General features: G+C 68.0%; 18 protein-coding genes. 7 read left to right on the forward strand and 11 right to left on the reverse strand.

The window, feature by feature from the left end; genetic code table 11:
* Window positions 1-53 precede the first annotated feature (53 nt).
* Complete coding sequence (locus tag ACFWIW_RS18940) at window positions 54-623, forward strand: DUF4291 domain-containing protein (protein WP_378369606.1); 570 nt, start codon at window positions 54-56, stop codon at window positions 621-623.
* Here the strand turns inward: ACFWIW_RS18940 and ACFWIW_RS18945 are convergent.
* Window positions 620-886: a hypothetical protein gene (locus tag ACFWIW_RS18945; RefSeq protein WP_378369607.1), complete on the reverse strand. Its 267-nt coding sequence runs from the start codon at window positions 884-886 to the stop codon at window positions 620-622. The two genes, ACFWIW_RS18940 and ACFWIW_RS18945, sit on opposite strands and share 4 nt — an antisense overlap.
* A 372-nt stretch (window positions 887-1,258) precedes the next feature.
* Here ACFWIW_RS18945 and ACFWIW_RS18950 point away from each other — a divergent pair, with 372 nt between their 5' ends.
* Complete coding sequence (locus tag ACFWIW_RS18950; RefSeq protein ID WP_378369608.1) at window positions 1,259-4,990, forward strand: multifunctional oxoglutarate decarboxylase/oxoglutarate dehydrogenase thiamine pyrophosphate-binding subunit/dihydrolipoyllysine-residue succinyltransferase subunit; 3,732 nt, start codon at window positions 1,259-1,261, stop codon at window positions 4,988-4,990.
* Window positions 4,991-5,077: 87 nt separating this feature from the next.
* Here ACFWIW_RS18950 and ACFWIW_RS18955 read toward each other — a convergent pair whose 3' ends face one another.
* Both ACFWIW_RS18955 and ACFWIW_RS18960 read right to left on the reverse strand, forming a co-directional pair.
* Window positions 5,078-5,794, reverse strand: coding sequence for a hypothetical protein (locus ACFWIW_RS18955; protein ID WP_378369609.1), 717 nt, complete (start codon window positions 5,792-5,794; stop codon window positions 5,078-5,080).
* Between the two features lie 132 nt (window positions 5,795-5,926).
* Window positions 5,927-7,489: a S8 family peptidase gene (locus tag ACFWIW_RS18960; protein WP_378369610.1), complete on the reverse strand. Its 1,563-nt coding sequence runs from the start codon at window positions 7,487-7,489 to the stop codon at window positions 5,927-5,929.
* A gap of 393 nt (window positions 7,490-7,882) precedes the next feature.
* On the opposite strand from ACFWIW_RS18960, the gene ACFWIW_RS18965 reads away from it, so the two are divergent.
* Window positions 7,883-8,398 (forward strand): GNAT family N-acetyltransferase, encoded by a 516-nt coding sequence (locus tag ACFWIW_RS18965; protein WP_378369611.1) that lies wholly within the window; start codon window positions 7,883-7,885, stop codon window positions 8,396-8,398.
* A gap of 76 nt (window positions 8,399-8,474) precedes the next feature.
* Here the strand turns inward: ACFWIW_RS18965 and ACFWIW_RS18970 are convergent, their stop codons facing one another.
* The 4 genes from ACFWIW_RS18970 to ACFWIW_RS18985 are packed head-to-tail and all read right to left on the reverse strand — an operon-like array spanning window position 8,475 to window position 11,828.
* Window positions 8,475-9,374 carry an ABC transporter substrate-binding protein gene (locus ACFWIW_RS18970; RefSeq protein WP_378369612.1) on the reverse strand — a complete coding sequence of 300 codons (900 nt, stop codon included), beginning with the start codon at window positions 9,372-9,374 and terminating at the stop codon, window positions 8,475-8,477.
* Window positions 9,371-10,060 (reverse strand): ABC transporter permease, encoded by a 690-nt coding sequence (locus ACFWIW_RS18975; protein WP_038508680.1) that lies wholly within the window; start codon window positions 10,058-10,060, stop codon window positions 9,371-9,373. The genes ACFWIW_RS18970 and ACFWIW_RS18975 overlap by 4 nt, the downstream gene beginning before the upstream one ends.
* Entirely contained in the window at window positions 10,057-10,740 is a 684-nt protein-coding gene (locus ACFWIW_RS18980; protein WP_378369613.1) for an ABC transporter permease, read from the reverse strand. The genes ACFWIW_RS18975 and ACFWIW_RS18980 overlap by 4 nt, the downstream gene beginning before the upstream one ends.
* Window positions 10,740-11,828, reverse strand: coding sequence for an ABC transporter ATP-binding protein (locus ACFWIW_RS18985; protein WP_378369614.1), 1,089 nt, complete (start codon window positions 11,826-11,828; stop codon window positions 10,740-10,742). Before ACFWIW_RS18985 ends, ACFWIW_RS18980 begins: the two co-directional genes overlap by 1 nt.
* A gap of 91 nt (window positions 11,829-11,919) precedes the next feature.
* Here ACFWIW_RS18985 and ACFWIW_RS18990 point away from each other — a divergent pair, with 91 nt between their 5' ends.
* Complete coding sequence (locus tag ACFWIW_RS18990; protein WP_378369615.1) at window positions 11,920-13,323, forward strand: bis-aminopropyl spermidine synthase family protein; 1,404 nt, start codon at window positions 11,920-11,922, stop codon at window positions 13,321-13,323.
* Window positions 13,324-13,369: 46 nt separating this feature from the next.
* On the forward strand, window positions 13,370-14,077 hold the full coding sequence (locus ACFWIW_RS18995) for a septum formation family protein (RefSeq protein WP_378369616.1): 708 nt from the start codon (window positions 13,370-13,372) through the stop codon (window positions 14,075-14,077).
* A gap of 96 nt (window positions 14,078-14,173) precedes the next feature.
* Here the strand turns inward: ACFWIW_RS18995 and ACFWIW_RS19000 are convergent, their stop codons facing one another.
* Window positions 14,174-15,334, reverse strand: a complete 1,161-nt coding sequence (locus ACFWIW_RS19000) for an NADP-dependent malic enzyme (protein ID WP_378369617.1) — start codon at window positions 15,332-15,334, stop codon at window positions 14,174-14,176.
* Between the two features lie 396 nt (window positions 15,335-15,730).
* Between ACFWIW_RS19000 and ACFWIW_RS19005 the strand changes: the two genes are divergently transcribed.
* Entirely contained in the window at window positions 15,731-16,336 is a 606-nt protein-coding gene (locus ACFWIW_RS19005; protein WP_378369618.1) for a dTDP-4-dehydrorhamnose 3,5-epimerase family protein, read from the forward strand.
* Window position 16,337: 1 nt separating this feature from the next.
* Here the strand turns inward: ACFWIW_RS19005 and ACFWIW_RS19010 are convergent, their stop codons facing one another.
* A complete protein-coding gene (locus tag ACFWIW_RS19010) occupies window positions 16,338-17,945 on the reverse strand; it encodes a GMC oxidoreductase (RefSeq protein ID WP_378369619.1) in 1,608 nt (535 codons plus the stop codon).
* 167 nt (window positions 17,946-18,112) lie between these two features.
* Between ACFWIW_RS19010 and ACFWIW_RS19015 the strand changes: the two genes are divergently transcribed.
* Window positions 18,113-18,784: a hypothetical protein gene (locus tag ACFWIW_RS19015; protein WP_378369620.1), complete on the forward strand. Its 672-nt coding sequence runs from the start codon at window positions 18,113-18,115 to the stop codon at window positions 18,782-18,784.
* 103 nt (window positions 18,785-18,887) lie between these two features.
* Here the strand turns inward: ACFWIW_RS19015 and ACFWIW_RS19020 are convergent, their stop codons facing one another.
* Window positions 18,888-19,193: a hypothetical protein gene (locus ACFWIW_RS19020; RefSeq protein ID WP_378369621.1), complete on the reverse strand. Its 306-nt coding sequence runs from the start codon at window positions 19,191-19,193 to the stop codon at window positions 18,888-18,890.
* Window positions 19,194-19,227: 34 nt separating this feature from the next.
* Window positions 19,228-19,698: a hotdog fold domain-containing protein gene (locus tag ACFWIW_RS19025; RefSeq protein WP_378369622.1), complete on the reverse strand. Its 471-nt coding sequence runs from the start codon at window positions 19,696-19,698 to the stop codon at window positions 19,228-19,230.
* Window positions 19,699-19,731 lie beyond the last annotated feature (33 nt).

The following is a 19,731-nucleotide window of genomic DNA, read 5'->3' on the forward strand; positions in this document are numbered from 1 at the left end:
GCAAGGGAATTTCGGTCGCGCAAGCCCGCGGCACCTGTCACGCTGAACGGGAAATGAAAGAAGAGATCCCGGCGCGGCAGATCCGCGCCCAGTACACCGAAACCACGATCCGCGTCTATCAGGCGTACGCCCCGGCCATCGCCGATGCCGCGCTGAAGGCGGGCACCTTCGTGCCGCCGTTCAAACGCGAACGCATGACCTGGATCAAGCCGTCCTTCCTCTGGATGGCGTACCGCTGCGGTTGGGCCGCGAAGCCCGGCCAAGAGCGCGTACTCGCCCTCGACATCACTCGCGAGGGTTTCGCCTGGGCGCTCGAACACGCCGCGCTCAGCCACTACGACCCCGACGTCCATCCCGACCGGCAGACGTGGCAGAACGACGTCAAGGCCAGCCCGGTCCGCATCCAGTGGGATCCGGAACGCAGCATCCGGCTCGGCCCCCTGAAGCACCGTTCGCTCCAGATGGGGCTGAGCGGCGAGGCCGTCGATCACTATGTCGACAAATGGATCACGGCGGTCACCGACGTGACCCCGGTCATGCGCGAGATCGGCGCCCTGGTCGCGGCGAACCGCGTCGAAGACGCCGAAGTGCTGCTACCCGCGGAGCGTCCGTACCCCGGCTAAGGCCGCCACTTGAGACCGCCCATCCCGGCGACCTCGAGGTCCTTGACCGAAGCCCACCGGACGGTCCCCGGCCGGACGTGCACGCCTGCCGTCACCGTCCAGTCCGGCTCGTCGGGCTCGACGTGCTCCATCTCCTTGAAGTCGGCGAGCGTCGGCCAGACCGCCGAGCACGAGTCGCACATCAGCACGACCTTGCCGGACTCGGTGACCAGCGGGCGCACGCGCCCCTCGTCCCAGAACGACGGGCACTCGTCCAGCCACATGGGCCGCCACCACCTCGCGGGGACCGGCGGCCGGCACGACACCGGCCGCATCCTCCACCCAGCGAAGCGCCCCGACGTGAACTCCAGGCTGTCCGGGCACGACGACCCAGCCAACCTTGACCGACGAAACGGTGACCTGACCTGCACGGACGGTGAAAGTGGCAGCAAAGGTCCCTTGCTCCCCCGGGCAGCGGCGCGCGAGGGCGACGGGTGGGCCTTTTTCGGTCTCTTGATCGAGACAGTGACCCATCACCTAGTGCGCCACGCCTCACACAGGCCAGTTCCATCACACGGCTGCGACCGAGGGGGTTAGCCTGGTAGGCGCATCAGCGGTGTTCAAGATCTCGAGACGGATAGAGGCGAGTCCAAGCCGTGTCCAGCAGCAGCCCTGCGTCACAATTCGGCCCCAACGAGTGGGTCGTCGAGGAAATGTACGACCAGTTCCTTGCCGACCCCAGCTCAGTCGATGCCGCCTGGCACGACTTCTTCGCGGACTTCAAGCCAACGCAGGACGCGCAGAACAAGGCTGACGACGCACGTCAGAACTCCGGAGACCCCGGCAACGAGGGCCCTGGCGCCAACGGCCAGACCGCCGCCACCCCGTCGCCGCAGACAGTCCGCAACGCCGAGTCCACCGCGAAGCAGACCGCTCCGAAGAACGCTCCCGCCAAGGCCGCCCCCAAGACCGAGGCGAAGCCCGCCCCGAAGGCGGCGGCACCCAAGGCCGCGGAGAAGGCCCCCGCCAAGCCCGCCGAGAAGGACGCCGAGCCGGAGTCGAAGCAGCTCCGCGGCGCCGCGGCGGCGATCGCGAAGAACATGGACGCCTCGCTGTCCGTGCCGACGGCCACGAGTGTGCGCGCCGTCCCGGCGAAGCTGATGGCGGACAACCGCATCGTCATCAACAACCACCTCAAGCGCACGCGCGGCGGCAAGATCTCCTTCACGCACCTCATCGGGTACGCGATGGTCCGGGCGCTGAAGAACTTCCCGAACATGAACCGGCACTACCAGCTGATCGACGGGAAGCCGTTCGCGGTCACGCCGGAGCACGTGAACTTCGGTCTCGCGATCGACATGAAGGGCAAGGAAGGCGCCCGCACGCTCGTCGTGGCCTCCATCAAGGCCACCGAGAACATGACCTTCATGCAGTTCTGGCAGGCCTACGAGGAGATCGTCAAGAAGGCCCGCAACGGCAAGCTGACCGCCGACGACTTCGCCGGCACCACGATCTCGCTGACCAACCCCGGCGGTATCGGCACCAACCACTCGGTGCCGCGCCTGCAGGCGGGCCAGGGCGCGATCATCGGCGTCGGCGCCATGCAGTACCCGGCGCATTTCGAGGGCACCAGCGAGAAGGCGCTGGTCGACCTCGGCGTCTCGAAGATCATGACGCTGACCTCGACCTACGACCACCGCATCATCCAGGGCGCGGAGTCGGGCGAGTTCCTCAAGCGCATCCACGAGCTGCTGCTCGGCGAGGACGGCTTCTACGACGACGTCTTCACCAGCCTGCGCCTGCCGTACGAGCCGATCCGCTGGGTCGCCGACATCCCGGACGGCCCGGTCGACAAGACCGCGCGCGTGATCGAGCTGATCGACGCCTTCCGCATGCGTGGTCACCTGATGGCCGACACCGACCCGCTGAACTACCGGCAGCGCAGCCACGCCGACCTCGACGTCCTCTCCCACGGCCTGACCCTGTGGGACCTGGACCGCGAGTTCCCGGTCGGCGGCTTCGCCGGCCAGGAGCGGATGAAGCTGCGCGACATCCTCGGCGTGCTGCGCAACTCCTACTGCCGCACCGTCGGCATCGAGTACACGCACATCCTCGACCCCGAGGAGCGCCGCTGGATCCAGGACCGCGTCGAGATCCCGCACGAGAAGCCGGACCCCGCCGTCCAGAAGTACGTGCTCTCGAAGCTCAACGCCGCCGAGGCGTTCGAGACCTTCCTGCAGACCAAGTACGTCGGCCAGAAGCGGTTCTCCCTCGAAGGCGGCGAGACGGCGATCCCGCTGCTCGACACGCTGCTGGACAAGGCCGCCGAGCACGAGCTCGACGAGGTCGTCATCGGCATGCCGCACCGCGGCCGCCTGAACGTGCTCGCGAATATCGTCGGCAAGCCGATCGCGCAGATCTTCCAGGAGTTCGAGGGCAACCTCGACCCGGGCCAGGCGCACGGTTCCGGTGACGTGAAGTACCACCTCGGCGCCGAGGGCAAGTACTTCCGCATGTTCGGCGACGGCGAGACCAAGGTGTCGCTGACCGCGAACCCGTCGCACCTGGAAACCGTCGACCCGGTCCTCGAAGGCATCGTCCGCGCGAAGCAGGACATCCTCGACAAGGGTGGCGAGGGCTTCACCGTCCTGCCTGTCCTCATGCACGGCGACGCGGCCTTCGCGGGCCAGGGCGTCGTGGCCGAGACCCTGAACCTGGCGCTGCTGCGCGGGTACCGCACCGGCGGCACCGTGCACGTCATCGTCAACAACCAGGTCGGCTTCACCACCGCGCCCGAGCACTCGCGGTCGAGCCAGTACGCCACCGACGTCGCGAAGATGATCGGCTCCCCGATCTTCCACGTGAACGGCGACGACCCCGAGGCCGCGCACTGGGTGGCCAAGCTGGCCGTCGACTACCGCCAGGCGTTCCACAAGGACGTCGTGATCGACCTGATCTGCTACCGCCGCCGCGGCCACAACGAGGGCGACGACCCCTCGATGACGCAGCCGGCGATGTACGACATCATCGACACGAAGCGTTCGGTCCGGAAGACCTACACCGAATCGCTGATCGGCCGCGGCGACATCTCCGTCGAAGAGGCCGAAGCCGCGTTGCGCGACTTCTCCAGCCAGCTGGAGCACGTGTTCAACGAGGTCCGCGAGCTGGAGAAGCACCCGGCGAAGGCCAGCCCCTCGGTCGAGGAGGAGCAGCAGGTCCCGGCCAAGGTGCCCACGGCGACCACCACCGAGGTCATCGAGCACATCGGCGACGCGTTCCTCAACGTGCCGGAGGGCTTCACCCCGCACCCGCGGGTCAAGCCGGTCATGGAACGCCGTCACAAGATGTCCCGCGAAGGCGGTATCGACTGGGCGTTCGGTGAGCTGCTCGCCTTCGGTTCGCTGGCCATGGAAGGCCGTCTCGTGCGGCTGTCCGGCCAGGACTCCCGCCGCGGCACCTTCACCCAGCGCCACTCGGTGCTGATCGACCGCAAGACCGGCCAGGAGTACTCGCCGCTGGCCAGCCTCGCCGAGAACCAGGGCCGCGTGATGATCTACGACTCGGCGCTGTCCGAGTACGCGGCGGTCGGCTTCGAGTACGGCTACTCCGTGGCCAACTCCGAAGCGCTGGTGATGTGGGAAGCGCAGTTCGGTGACTTCGTCAACGGCGCGCAGACCGTCATCGACGAGTACATCTCCTCGGGTGAGGCCAAGTGGGGCCAGCTCTCCGACGTCGTGCTGCTGCTGCCGCACGGCCACGAGGGCCAGGGCCCGGACCACACGTCCGGCCGTATCGAGCGTTTCCTCTCGCTGTGCGCCGAAGGCTCGATGACCGTCGCGGTCCCGTCGACCCCGGCGAACTACTTCCACCTGCTCCGCCGTCACGCCCTCGACGGGGTCAACCGCCCGCTGGTGGTCTTCACCCCCAAGTCGATGCTGCGCAACAAGGCCGCGACCTCGCAGGTCGAGGACTTCACCGGCCAGACGAAGTTCATGTCGGTCATCGACGACGCCGTTGTCGACCCGTCGAAGGTCCGCAAGGTCCTGCTGACCTCGGGCAAGCTGTACTGGGAGCTGGTGGCCGAGCGCGCGAAGCGCGAGGCGAACGACGTCGCGATCGTGCGCGTCGAGCAGTACTACCCGCTGCCGAAGAAGAAGCTGCTGGCGGCGCTGGAGCGCTACAACGGCGCTCCCGCGGTCTGGGTCCAGGAGGAGCCGGAGAACCAGGGTGCGTGGCCGTTCTTCGGCCTGAACCTGCCGCGGAAGCTCCCGGAGGTGTTCTCCGGCCTGGACGTCGTGTCGCGTCGTCCGATGGCCGCGCCGTCGGCCGGTTCGTCCAAGGTGCACGAGGTCGAGCAGAAGGCGCTGATCGCGCGGGCCTTCGACTGATCGCCTGACGTGAGCCGAAAGGGCCCTTCACCACATCCCATGCGGTGAAGGGCCCTTTCGCTGCGTCTGATGCGGGGAAGGCCTCCTTCAGCCGATCGCCTCGGAGGTCGCCCTCGCCATCTTCAGGGCGTTCTCCTTGCACACCGTCTGGTTGACCGTCCCGGACGGGTCGGGGCCGGTCACGATGATCTCGCCCTCGACGTTGCCCTGGTAGAACTTGATCTGGCACTGGCTCGGCGAATCGAGCTTGGTGTGCACGGCTTTGGTGGACTTCGCCATGCTGGGGATGAGCACACCGCCGTCGGTCACGGCGTTCTCGACCCCGGCCTTGGCCCAGGCCTCCCCCGCGCCCGACCCCGGCTCCTTCGACTTCGACAGGTACATCGAAACGGTCGCCGACGGCGCGTTCGGTTCACGCCAGGAGCAGGACGAACGGGTGTAGGTGATCTCGTCGTTCGACGTGCTCGCCGGCTCCTCGCCCTTCGGCGTTTCGAGCGGCGGCAGGTTCCGCACCTTGCTCCCGATCCGCTCGCAGGCGGGCATGGAGGTGTACTTGTCCGGCGGCCCGCTCTTCTTCGACGAAGTCGGTGCCGCGGTCGACGAAGAACCGGAGTCGGACAGCAAGAGGAAGGCCGCGACCCCGCCACCGCCGAGCAGCACCACCGCGCCGATGACGAGCCCGACGATGAGTCCGGTGTTCGATTTCTTGGGCGGCGGCCCGTATCCGGGCTGCGGGTAGCCGGGATAACCCTGCGGTGGATACGGCTGCTGAGGTCCCTGCTGATAGGGCGGTCCGGGCTGCATGCGGAGAGGTTAAAGCCTCACGAAGGTCCTTAGTGGACGAACGCCGCAACTGGGCGCCGAATCACTCTCCGGAGACGGGAAGGCCCCCTTCCCAGCAGGAGGAAGGGGGCCTTCACGTACTCCAGGGGTGGATCAGACGGTCAACGACCAGCTGTTGAGCGAGCCGGTGTCGATCCGGTAGACGTCCTGGACCTTCAGCTTCCACGCGCCGTTCGCGGCCTCGGCCGAGGCGTTGACGGTGTAGGTGGTGTTGATGTTGTCGGACGAGTCGTTGCTCGAACCCTTCAGGCGGTACGAGGTGCCGTCGGGCGCGACCAGGTCGATGACCAGGTCACCGACGTAGGTGTGCGTGATGTTCACCGCGACCTTGGTGCTGCTCGAAGCGTTGCGGGCGCAGTTGGCGACCGTGATCGTGCTGGTCACCGCGGCACCGGCGTCGGGGATGGCGACGACGCCGTTGTTGGTCTGCGTGCCGCACGGGGTCGGCTCGGGGCCGGGGCCGCCCGCGCCGGTGTAGAGCAGCACGTTCGGCGAACCGGTGCCCGGGTTGGTCACCTTGTCCTTGGTGCCGTTGGCGACCAGGGCGTCACGGACCTGCTTCGGCGTGGCCGACGGGTTGGCGGAGGCGTAGAGGGCCGCCGCGCCGACGACGTGCGGGGTCGCCATCGAGGTACCGCTGATGGTGTTGGTGCCGTTGTTCAGCCACGTCGACGTGATACCGCTGCCCGGCGCGAAGATGTCGAGGCAGGTGCCGATGTTGGAGAAGCTCGACCGCGCGTCCGTGTTCGTCGTCGAGCCGACCGTGATCGCCTCCGGCGTACGGGCGGGCGAGGTGTTGCAGGCGTTGGCACCGTTGTCGTTGCCGGCCGCGACGCCGTAGGTGACACCCGACGCGATCGACCGCTGGACGGCCTGGTCGAGGGTCGTCGACGCGCCGCCACCGAGGCTCATGTTCGCGACGGCGGGCTTGACGGCGTTGGCGGTCACCCAGTCGACACCGGCGATGACGCCGGCGGTCGTGCCCGAACCGGAGCAGTTCAGCACGCGGACGGCGACGAGTTTGACGCCCTTGGCCAGACCGTGGGCGGTGCCGCCGATGGTGCCGGCGACGTGGGTGCCGTGGCCCTGGCAGTCCGTGGCGTCGTTGTCGTTGTCGACGGTGTCACGGCCGTGGGTCGCGCGCCCGCCGAAGTCGGGGTGGGTGGTGAGGATGCCGGTGTCGACGACGTACGCGGTGACGTTCGACGCCGTGGTGCTGTAGCTGTACTTCTGGTTCAGCGGAAGGCTCTGCTGGTCGACCCGGTCCAGGCCCCACGACGGCGGGTTCAGCTGGTCCGCCGAGATCGAGACGGTCTGGTTCTGCTCCACGTAGGCGACGGCGGGGTCGGCGGCGACGCGCTTCGCCTGCTTTTCGGTCAGCGCACCGGAGAAGCCGCGGACCGAAGACGCGAAGGTCTTCTCGACCGTGCCGCCGTGGCGCTGGGTCACGCTCTTCGCGGTGGCTTCGACCGACGAGCCGTCCTTCAGCACGACGATGTAGCTGTCCTTGATCGCCTTGTCGCTGCCGGCGTTGACGATCGAACCCTCGGCCGCCGACGCGACGGTGGTTCCGCCCAGCGCCGTCAGCACGGCGACGGCCGCGGCCACACCGAAGGCGGGCAGTCGTCTCTTCAAGGTTCCCAGGGAATTGTTCAAGATATTCCTCCCAGGCAGGGTCGACCCACGGGCATGAAGAAGCCCGCCGGATCGTTGGGGTGACTCAGAGGTGAAGCGCGTTCCACTTAGGAGCGCAGGCTGAGACTAAGTGGCGATTTCACCCTAAGGAAGACCTTGCATTACGGACATCCCGGTAGTAATGGACGTCGCGTCGGCGCAGCTCGGGCACCGTTCAGCCCCCGCCTTTAGTCGCGTTTTGCGCCCGTACGGCCCACGAAGAATTGGGGATCCGCACATCTGGTGGTCGTTTTCCCGTCCTCCCGGCGTTTCACGCCCGTGGAAGTACACACGGATGGCCGCCTACGAAAGTCGTGACGTCGGACGGCGGAAAACGATTTCCATCCTACCTTCGGATGGAGCACACTCGGGCGCATGCTGCTCCGACAGGAAATCCCGGCCGATCGCGAGGCGATCCACGCCGTGCATCTGGCCGCGTTCGCGAAACTCAGTGTCCCGGTGGTCGAGGCGAAACTCGTCGACGAGCTACGAGAGGACGGCGACCTGATCGGCGCACTGTCCATCGTGGCCGAACGCGATGGAAAGGTCGTCGGGCACGTCTGCTGCAGCCCGGCGAAGCTCGGCGGCGACGAGAAGTCGGCGGTCGGTCTCGGTCCGCTCGGTGTCCTGCCCGAGTACCACGCCTCCGGCGTCGGCTCCGCGCTCGTACACGCCGTGCTCGGCGCGGCGGACGCGCTCGGGTACGGCGCGGTGGTCCTGCTGGGCGACCCGAACTACTACTCCCGCTTCGGTTTCGTGCTCGCCGCACAGCACGGGATCACGCCGCCGGTCGCGGAATGGGCGCCGCACTTCCAGGTCCGCACCCTCCGCGCGTACACACCGGAGCTCCAGGGCGAGTTCCGCTACTCGGCCGCCTTCGACCGCCTCTAGCCCCTCCCGCGTTTAGTCCTCTGGATGCGGTCCTTGCGCGTGCAACCACCGCGTTCAGAGGACTAAACGCATGGGGTCAGGCGGGTGCGAGGAGGTTGTTCCGGCGCAGGAACTCCTCGGCGACGTCGAGCGGGTTGCGTTTCTCTTCGCTGAACTGGACGTTCAGCTCGGTCAATTGGTCGGTCGTGAGCGCCGCCGAAACCCGGTTCAGCGCGTCGACCTCCTTCGGTGACAGCGTGCCCTTCGCCGCGAGCGGCACGATGTTCTGCGCGGGGAACATGTTCTTGTCGTCCACCAGCGGCACGAACCCGTTGGCGGCGATCGACGACGACGTGCTGAACAGGTCGGCGACCTGGATGTCGCCGGATTTCAGCGCCGCGACCGTCACCGGGCCGCCGGTGTCGGTCGTGCGGATCTCGGCGAACTCACAGCCGTAGAGCGCCTTGATCTTGTCCTTCCAGCGGCTGCTCCATTGCCCGGGACCGCCGAACACGAGTTCCTTGCAGCGCTTGCCAAGATCCGAGAAGGTCCGGATCCCGGAATCGGCGAGCTCCTTGCGCACCACCAGCAGATCCTTGTCCTCCGCGGGCGCCTGTTCGAGGACTTCGAATCCCGGCGGCAACTTCTTCTTCAGCTGCGCGTAGACGTCCTGCGGCGTGGTCGCCTGCGTGTCCTTGTCGAAGTAGCGCAACAGGTTTCCGCTGTAGTCCGGCACCACCGAGAGCGATTTGTCCTGCAGCGCCTTGACGACGACCTCGCGGCTGCCGACCGGTGGGCGCACGGTCACGTTCTCCGCGCCCGCGTTGCGCAGCGCACCCGCGTAGATCTGGGCCAGCAGAAGGCTTTCCCCGACATCGGACGCGCCGATGATGATGTCCCCGGACGCACCGCCCTCGGCCCCGCCGGCGAGCGGGTTGCCACAACTCGCCGTCAGCAAAGCGATCCCGGCGAACAGCGCCGCCACCCGCCGCCTCATACCTTCGCCTTCTTCCCGCTCGCGGCCTGCGCCAGCCGAACTCCCTTGGGCACCAGAAGCCGTTGAACGCCCGCAAGCGCGAGGTCCAGCACGACGGCGAGCAACGTCGTCAGCAACGCGCCCGCGACCACCTGCGGATAGTCCAAAATGGCCAGTCCGTCGAGCAGGAACCGGCCGAGCCCGCCGAGCCCGACGTAGGCGGCGACGGCCGCCGTCGCCACCAGCTGCAGCACCGAGTTCCGCACCCCGCCGAGCACGAGCGGCAGCGAGATGGGCACCTCCACCTTCCACAACCGTTGCCAGCCGGTCATTCCGATGCCCTGCGCCGCGTCGACCACGCCGTGGTCGGTCGCCTGCAGGCCCGCGTACGTCCCGGCGAGGATCGGCGGGATGGCGAGCACCACGAGCCCGATGATCGTCGAGAGCTCGCTTTCGGTGAAGAGCAGGAACAGGAAGGTCACCAGCCCCAGCGTCGGCAGCGCGCGGATCGCGTTGCCGCCGCTCACCAGCAGCACCGCCCCGCGACCGGTGTGCCCGACGTAGAGGCCGAGCGGGATCGCGATGATCAGCGCGAAGACCAGCGCCAGCGCCGTGTAGCCGAGATGCTGCAGCAGCCGGGCGGGGACGCCGTCCGGCCCCTGCCAGTGGGCCGGGTCGCCGAACCAGTTCAGCACGTCGCCGATCATTTCGCCCCCGCCGTGGTCGCCACCCGGTCCCAGGGTGTGAGGACATTACGCAGGAGGACCAGCAGCAGGTCCACGATCAGCGCGAGCAGCAGCGTCGCGACGATCCCGACGACGATCGGCGAGAAGTACTCCCGCTGGAAGCCGTCGGTGAACAGCACGCCGAGCCCGCCGGTGCCGATCAGCGCGCCGACGCTGACCAGGCTGATGTTGCTGACCGAGGCCACCCGGACGCCCGCCGCGAGCACCGGCACCGAAAGCGGCAGTTCCACGGTGAGGAACCGGCGCGCGGGTTTGTAGCCGATCGCCGTGGCCGCGGCGACGACGTGCGGCGGGACCGCGTCGAGCGCGTCCAGCACCGGGCGCACGAGCAGGGCGGCGGTGTAGATCGTGAGCGCCACGATGACGTTGACGCTGTCGAGGATCTTCGAGCCGATGATGCCGGGGATCACCACGAACAAGGCGAGCGACGGGATCGTGTACAGCAGGTTCGACACGACGAGGAGTACGGAGCACACGGACCGGAACCGGTGGCCGAGCCAGCCCGCCAGCACCGCGATCACCAGGCCCAGCGCCAGCGGGACCAGCGAGAGATAGATGTGGTCGAGCAGATCGCCGAAGAACTGCGACCTGTTGTTGGCACTGCCCAGGTAGCGGCCGAGCTCCGCGAAGAAGTCCCCCATCAGGAACTCAGCGACGGCGCTTCGATCACTTCGAGGACTTGCTGTGCTCTGACCACGCCGAGGACCTTCTGGTCGGCGTCCACCACGACACCGAGGCTCGCGGGCGACGAAAGCGCCGCGTCGAGCGCGCCCCGGATCGGCGACCCCCGGAGGTACAGCGAACCACCGGCGACGAGATCGGTCTCCGCGAGTTCTCCGTCCACAGTGGACCCGGGCCGCAGCCAGCCGCGCGGCTGCCCTTCGGCGTTGACCGCGACCTGCCAGTCGTCGGAGGGGCCGGGGACGGGCTTGCCGACCTCGACCCGATTGACCTCTTCGACGACGATCCCTTCCGCCGAAAGGAAGGAGAGCCCGCGGTAGCCGCGGTCCTTGCCCACGAACGACGCGACGAAATCGTCGACGGGATGCCGCAACACCTCCGACGGCGTGCCGTACTGGGCGAGCACCCCGCCGACGCGGAGCACCGCGATCTTGTCGCCGAGCCGCACGGCCTCGTCGATGTCGTGGGTGACGAACACGATCGTCTTGCCCAGTTGCGACTGCAGGCGCAGCAGTTCGTCCTGCAGTTCCTCGCGGACGATCGGGTCGACGGCGGAGAACGGCTCGTCCATCAGCAGCACCGGCGAATCCGCCGCGAGCGCCCGCGCGACACCGACGCGCTGCTGCTGGCCACCGGAAAGCTGGGCCGGGTACCGCTTGCCGAGTTCCGCGGGCAGGCCGACGGTCTCGAGCAGTTCCGCCGCGCGTTTGCGCGCCTTGCCCTTGTCCCAGCCGGACAGCAGCGGCACGGTGGCGACGTTGTCCAGGACCGTCCTGTGTGGAAAGAGGCCGGCGTGCTGGATGACGTAACCGATGCCGCGGCGCAGCAGGGCCGGGTCGCCGTCGCTGACGTCCTTGCCGTCGAGCAGCACCGTGCCCGAAGTCGGCTCGACCATCCGGTTGATCATCCGCAGCGACGTGGTCTTGCCGCAGCCGGACGGCCCGACGAAGACGGTGATGGTGCCGTCCTCGACGGTGAGGTTCAGGTCGTCGACCGCGACCGTCCCGTCCGGATACCGCTTGGTCACGCCACGGAACTCGATAGTCACGTGTCTCTCCCCATGTCTGGTCGAAAAACCGTAGCCCAGATCCTGCCTGTTGGCACGGTGTCCCAGGAGGCGGGTCACTAGGCTGCAGGCCGTGAGTCTTTCCGTCGATGACGTCCTCGCGGCGCACGGTGTCCACGTGCGACCGCTCCATCAGGTGATTTCCCTGCTCCGGACGGATTGGCGTGACCTCGGCGAGCTGGTCCGCGTCAGCACCGCGCCACGCCGGAGTGTCGAAGACGTCCTGAACGCGCTCGGCGACGACTTGGAGCGGAACGAGTCCCGCTTCCGGCTGGCCCCCGCCGCACGGGAGAAGTACGCGCGCTTCGGGGCACGGGACCGGAAATCCGATCCCGACCTGCTGAAGACCATCACCAGCTACGTCGAAAACGTGCCCGCGCCGCTGGCCGCGCTCGATCACGTGCAGGCGACGCCGGAGACGGTGCTGAACCGGGCGCTGTGGCTGGACGAGCGCTACGACCTCGGCACAGCGAAGCTGCTGTTCCTCGGCGACCACGACCTCACTTCCCTGGCCGTGCGCGCGTTGCGGCCCGACGCGGACCTAACCGTCGTCGATCTCGACGATCGCGTGCTCTCCTACATCGACGAACTCAGTGAGCGGTCCGTCCGCACGCTGCACACGGATCTGCGCGTCGGCCTGCCGCCCTCGGTGACCGGGCGGATGGACCTCGTGTTCAGTGATCCGCCTTACACCCCCGAAGGAATGGGCCTGTTCGCGGCGCGCGGGGTGCAGGCGCTCGCCGAACCCTCGGACGGGCGGTTGCTGCTCGCCTACGGTTACAGCCCGCGCCACCCCGCGCTGGGCGCGCAGGTGCAGCGGGCGCTCGCGACGCTCGGGCTGACCTTCGAAGCGATCCTGCCCGGCTTCAACCGGTACTTCGGCGCGCAGGCGATCGGGAGCGCGGCGGACCTCTACGTCTGCCAGCCGACCGCGAAATCGAAGAAGAACCGCGGTGGCAAGGGGAAGGCCGCGATCTACACGCACGGCCCGCAATCGGTGGAGTCCGCCGGCGCGGCCAAGCCGTCGCTGCTGGAGAAGCTGCACGAGATCGCCACCGAGGGCGGGCTGGCCTTGGAGTCACGGCCGGTGGACTGGTCCGTTTCCGGGCCGGAAGGCGACGCGGTCGCGATGGACCTCTCGGCCGACCCCGGCCCGTGGCTGCTGCGGACCCTGCTGGGCACCAACGCGCGGCGGCTGGCACTGCTGGTCCCGAACTCGCATCCCGATCTGACGAACGCCGAGGCGCAGGGCGCGCTTAACCGGCTGGTCGGGGCGAAGTACAAGCTGCGGTTGCTGCGGAGCACCCCGGACAACCGGCACGCCGTCGTCGTCGCGGACGCCGTCGAGCACCAGGAGGAGCTGCTGACCAGGGCGCACGCCCGGCTGGCGAACGTCTCGCTGGACGTCCCGCCGGAGCTGACGGACGCACGGCTGATCGACCTGCCGCGGCACCGGCTGGCGGAACTGCTCGCCTGAGGCGCGTGTCATCGGAACTTCATGGGCCGTGCCTAGTTTCGGTTCCATGAACCAGCCGTACGGGTTCGCCGATCCACCCGGGTACCCGCCGCACCGCCCCAAGACCAGCGGCCTCGCGATCGCCACGCTCGTACTGGGCCTGGCCGGTTGCTTGGCGCTGCCGTTGCTCCCCGCGATCATCCTGGGCATCATCGCGCTCACTCAGACCGGTCCGGGGAAACAGTCCGGCCGGGGCCTGGCGATCGGTGGCCTCGCGGCCGCCGGATTCTGGGCTGTCGGCTGGGTCGCCCTGCTCGGGAACACCATGGGGAGCCCGGACCTCGACACCGCGAGCCCACCGAGCGCGAGTTGCGCGACCCCGCCGCCCGGCCACGCCAACATCTGCACGTTGAAGCCGGGAGATTGCCTGCAGCAGCCCGTGGCCTCCGTCACGAGCGTCGAACTCGCCGCGTGCGGGAACCCGCACGCCACCGAAGTGATCGGAGCCTTCACCGCGTCGGACGGTCCCTGGCCCGACCGCGCGGAACTGAAAGCCGAAGCCTTGACCCACTGTCAGCGGATCATGGCGAAGAACGTGGACAGTCCTCGGCTCAACTCGGAAGGCGTCTACACCGACCTGGGCTACCTGAAGCCGGATCGCGAGCCCTGGAAGCACGGTGTGCGCACCGTCTTCTGCACGCTCAACTCGCCCGGCTCACAGCTGACCGGTTCCACCCTCGTCCCCGGCGCCGACCTCGCCGTCCCGACCGGCTGACGTGCGCAACCCCCGGACGCCAGGAACGGTCCTTTCCTTGCGAATTTCGCAAGGAAAGGACCGTTCATAGCGCTTGAGCGAGCGTGAAAGGGACCGTCACACCACGCCGTCGGCCTCAGCGGCCTTCGCGACCGCGGCCGCCACCTCGGGCGCGACACGCGGGTCCAGCGGGCTCGGGACGATCCGGTCCGGGCCGAGGTCGTCCTGCGCGACGGCGAAGATCGCTTCGGCCGCCGCCAGCTTCATGTTCTCCGTGATCGCCCGCGCGCCGGAGTCCAGCGCGCCGCGGAAGACGCCGGGGAACGCCAGCACGTTGTTGATCTGGTTCGGGAAGTCGCTGCGCCCGGTCGCCACGATCTTGGCGTACCGCGACGCCACGACCGGGTGAACCTCCGGGTCGGGGTTGGACAGCGCGAACACGATCGCGTCGTCGGCCATCCCGGCCAGCAGGGTCTCGTCGATGGTCGCCCCGGACAGGCCGAGGAAGACGTCGGCGCCCTTCAGCGCCTCACCGAGGCCGCCGCGCAGACCGGCCGTGTTCGTGGTCTCGGCGAGCTTCTGCTTGATCGGGTTCAGGCCCTCGCGGCCGGAGTGGATGATGCCGCGCGAGTCGAGCACGGTGACGTCCGCGACGCCGGCGTTCTGCAGGATCCTGGCGCAGGCCACACCCGCCGCGCCCGCTCCCGAGACGACCACGCGCTGGCCGGAGATGTCCTTGCCGAGGACCTGGTTCGCCCCGCGCAGCGCGGCCAGCGTGACGATCGCCGTCCCGTGCTGGTCGTCGTGCATGACAGGGCAGTCGAGGGCCTCCTTGAGCCGGTCCTCCAGCTCGAAGCAGCGCGGCGCCGAGATGTCCTCCAGGTTCACCGCGCCGAACGACGGGCGCAGCCGGACCAGGGTCTCGATGATCTCGTCGACGTCGGTGGTGTCGAGCACCAGCGGGATCGAGTCGAGCCCGCCGAAGGTCTTGAACAGGACCGACTTGCCCTCCATGACCGGCAGCGAAGCGCTCGCGCCGATGTCACCGAGGCCGAGCACCGCCGTACCGTCGCTGACCACCACGACCAGCCGGTCCGCCCACGTGTACCGCTTCGCCTTGGCCGCGTCCTCGGCGATCGCCCGGCTCACCTTCGCCACCCCAGGCGTGTACGCGACCGAAAGGTCACGGGGCGAGGAGATCGGTCGCGTGGCGGCGACGGAGAGCTTGCCGCCCTCGTGCCCCTCGAAGATCTCGGTGTCCGTCACTGGCGTGGTCATCGTGGTGGTTCCCGTCATTGCATCCGCCGTGTCTAAGGACGGCGAAGTCTCGATTCGAGCGAAGGTCATTGGAATTCTCCTGGGACTGCGAGCGGGGGAACTGGCCGGTGAGCAGGCCAAAACTGGGCATGGCCCGGCCACCTGGGGTAACTCGTCCTCCGACACGGCAGCCCAGCGCGGTAGCGCCGGCCTGTCGGCGAAGCGTCCAATCGGCCATCGGTGCCGTGGGTGTGGCGACGGCCGCGGACGCAGCGGTCGGATCATTGTGACAGGCGTGCGGACCAGTGTGCCCCTCTGGTGCGGTTGATGTCACAAACCGGCCCGTCTTTCCGCAGTTCAAAGGAGGTTTCGCAAGACGTCCATCCGGTTTGGGAAGGGCTCGTTAGCATTGGGGACATGCAAGCCAGGCGCCTCAGCATCCCCGACTGTTTCGAGTTCACCCCGCGGGTTTTCCCCGATCACCGCGGCCTGTTCGTGGCGCCGTTCCAGGAAGAAGCGTTCGTCGAAGCGGTCGGGCACCGGCTCCGGCTCGGGCAGACCAACACCAGCGTCTCCCGCCGCGGGTCCATCCGCGGCGTGCACTTCGCGGACACCCCGCCCGGGCAGGCGAAATACGTGTACTGCCCGAGCGGTTCGCTGCTCGACGTCATCGTGGACCTCCGGGTCGGCTCGCCCACTTTCGGTGAATGGACGTCCGTGCTGCTCGACAGCTCCGAGTACAAAGCGGTCTACATCGCCGAAGGCCTCGGCCACGCCTTCATGGCGCTCGAAGACGAAACCGTCATGGCGTACCTCTGCTCCGAGCCGTACAACCCGGCGGGCGAGCACGGCGTCAACCCGATGGACGCCGACCTCGCGCTGCCCTGGCCCCAGGACATCGAACCCGTCGTGTCCGAAAAGGACACCGCGGCGCCCTATCTGAAAGAGGCCAGGGAGCAGGGGCTGCTGCCGCGCTACGACGACTGTGTGGCGTACTACGAGAAGCTGCGCGCGGCGAACTGAGCTAGCGCGCCACGTCCTCCGCCAGTACCCGGTCCACGTTCCGTTCCGCCAGCGCGGTGATCGTGACGAAGGGGTTCACCCCGGTGCTGCCCGGGATCAGCGATCCGTCGGTGACGTAGAGGTTCGGGTAGCCCTTCACCCGGCCGTACAGGTCGGTGGCCTCACCGAGCACCAGACCACCCAGCGGGTGATAGGTGAACCGGTTCTCGAACGACCGCGTATCCCCGAACAGGTCACTGCGGTAGATCGTGCGATTCGCCCGGTTGACCTTGTCGAACAACGACTTCGCCGCGTCGATCGACGGCTTTCCCTGCGAAGCGCGCCACTGGAGCCGCGCGGAGTCACTCGCGGCGTCGTAGGTGAAGTGGCCGCGTTCGGGGTTCTTCGTGATCGCGAGGTACAGGCTCAACCAGGTCTCGACCCCGGCGGGCACCGGCGCGACCTCGGCGAAGACCGGGTTCACCGGGTCGTCCCACGCGTCGATGCCGAGCGCGGGCATCCCCGACTGCAGCGATCCGCCGAGATCCCACGCGTGGTTGGCGCGGCCCAGCATCACGTTGCCGTTGGTGCCCCAGCCGCGCCCGACCGCGTCGTTCAGTCCGGGCAGCGTCCCGGTTTCCCGTGCCCGCACGAGCAGTTCCGTCGAACCGAGGCTGCCGGCGCCGAGGAACAGGTACTTCGCGCCGAGCTGCTTCCTCGCCACGATCGCGCCGTCTTCGGCGGTCTCGTGCACGGTGAGGACATACGTGCCGTCGGTCTGCCGGGTGATCCCGCGGACCTCGTGCAGCGTCTTGATGGTCACCTTCCCGGTGCCCAGCGCGGCCGCGAGATAGGTCTTGTCGAGGGACCGTTTGCCGTGGTTGTTTCCGTAGATGACCTCGGACGCGAGCGCCGACCTCGGCACCGTGCCCGCTTCTTCCCGTTTCATGTACTCGAAGTCGTAAACGCTGGGCACGAAAACCGTCTTGAGTCCCGCGCGCGCCGCGGCCTTCCGTGACACCCTCGCGTAGCGATAGGAACGGCAGGTTTCGAACCAGTGCGGGTCGATGTGGTTCACGCCGAGGGCCTGGTTGGCCCGCGGAAAGTACTTCCCGTACATCTCGTCCGCGTCGACGGCGGGCAGGATCTCCTCGAAGTACGACCGCTTCGGTGTCACGGCCATCGCGCCGTTGACCAGCGAACCGCCGCCGACGCCGCGTCCGACGTAGACGGACATGTCGCCGTGGCTCACCCGGTCGAGGACGCCGGGATACCGCCCGATGTCCCGGTTCGCCAGGTCCATCCAGAGAAACGACGCGAGCGGGGCCTGCGTGCGGTTCTTGAACCATGCGGCGCGGCGGTCCGGCCGGAGCATGTCGCAGAAGACCTTGCCGTCCGGCCCGGGGTCGGCCCACAGTTTGCCCATTTCGAGCATGACCGTGGGGATCCCCGCTTCGCCAAGGCGGAGCGCGGTGACCGCGGCGCCGTAGCCGGTGCCGACGACCACGGCGGTCGAGAAACCCTGGGACGTTTCTTCGGCCTGTGCGGTGGAAATCGTGGTCAGCCCGAGAGCGGCGGCGGAGTTGAGCGCGGTGTACCCGAGGAACTTGCGGCGCGACAGTGGGGACATGGGCCGATGATCGCCCGCTGTCCGAGCCGCCTTCAAGAGCGAATCCGAAGCCGATTCGCGTCAGCTGGGTAAACACCGTTTATTTTCACTCGAACGTGGTGATTCAGGGGTCCCTTGGGTGGTGTCCCCGATGTGGCCCAAACCGGCACAGACCACTCTTTCGAGGCATGAGACGTCTTCTCGCCGCGACCGCGGCCGCACTGTCCGCAGCCGCCCTCTTCGCCTTCCCCGCCCACGCCTCCGCGACGGCGTTGCCCGGCTTCGACTTCTCCGCCTGCCCCGCTCCGCCCGCCGACGCCGACCCCGGCACATGGCGTTGCGAAGCCTTTGTCGCCCAAGGAGCCCTGACCATCGGCGATCGCGAGATCCCGCTCGGGGAGATGCGGCTGACGTTCTCCGAAGGCGAAGTGGACGGGAAATACGCGCAGGTGTTCGGGGAACTGCGGCACGCTCCGGCCCGGATCCGCGGCACTTTCGGCGCGACCTTGCAGCTGAAGTACGGCGGCTACTCGGACTTCCAGTCGAACGACGAGCGCCGCGGCGAGCTGGACCTCTACGCCTCCCTGCGGCATCCCTTGCTGCCCAAGGAATGCGCGATCGGCACCTTCGGCGCGCCGCTGCATTCGGTGGTCAAGGATGATCCCGCGGTGCCGTTCGAGGTGATCTCCAGGAACCCGACGACGGTGAGGTTCGGCGTCGTCGACTCGCAGCTCGCCCTGCCGCGCACGACCGGCTGCGGCCCGCTGGCGCGAGTGGCCGACGAACTGCTCGGCCTACCGTCGGCGAGCGGGCGGAACACCTTCAAGATGGCGACCTACGTGCAGTTCAAACCCCTCTGACCCCCGCATTTCGTCCTCTGAATGCGGATGGCCGCGATCGGCAAGTCGCGTTCCGATGCCGCTGGTGGAGCCGACGTCGGCGAGCGGGGAAGATTCCGGACGTTCAGCGTCCCGAATCTTCCCCGCCCACGACTTTGTCAAGGTGTTCGGTGACGCGATCGAGGAATACCCTTAGCGAGCTCAAGGTGACCACCTCGTCGGGCGCGAAGTAGACACACGGGGGCTTTTCCACTTCGGGGTCGTAGGCCATCACTGTGACCAGCGCGTCACCCGGCAAGCCCGCTCCGGCCCACGAAGTCGGAGCCGGGCGCACCTCACTCAACTCGTAGACCCAAGCCTCGTCGCCGTCCAGACGGGTCGCCTGAAAACAAAGCGTTTCGTCGCCGTCCTCGAACACTTCGATCGCCATGCCGGAAGCTTGTCACCGATCGGCGGGGACGCGCCTACTTCTTCTTGGTCACCCAGATGGTGATGGTCGCGGTCACGACGGGTTTCCCGTTCGTGTCCGTGATCGTCACCGGCACGGGGAGCTCGAAACCCTCGTCGCCGAATTCCGGCAACTCCGGCAGCTCGGCGACGGCACGCAGGCTCGTCTCGGCCTTCGCGACGTACGCGACCGTCATGCCCTTGGGCAGCCACCGATGCGTCGTCGGCACGGTCGCCTCGGCGAGCATGCCCATCGCGATCTCGGCGAGGTTGCAGGCCGCGATCGCGTGAAAGGTCTTGATGTGGTTGTAAACACCCCACCACTTCGGGGCCGTCACCTCGCACCGGCCGGGACGCAGGTCGCGCACCGACGGGAGCACCGTCCGGAAGTACGGCACACGCAGGCACATCGCCGCCGAGAACAGCTGTTTGCCGACCGGCTTGCCCGCCAGCCGGTTCCACATCGCGTAGGTCGGATTCTGCGCCATCACGGTCTCCTCATCATGTTACTCACCAGTAGC

It is taken from the genome of Amycolatopsis sp. NPDC058340 (genome assembly GCF_042723975.1).
Classification (GTDB): domain Bacteria; phylum Actinomycetota; class Actinomycetes; order Mycobacteriales; family Pseudonocardiaceae; genus Amycolatopsis.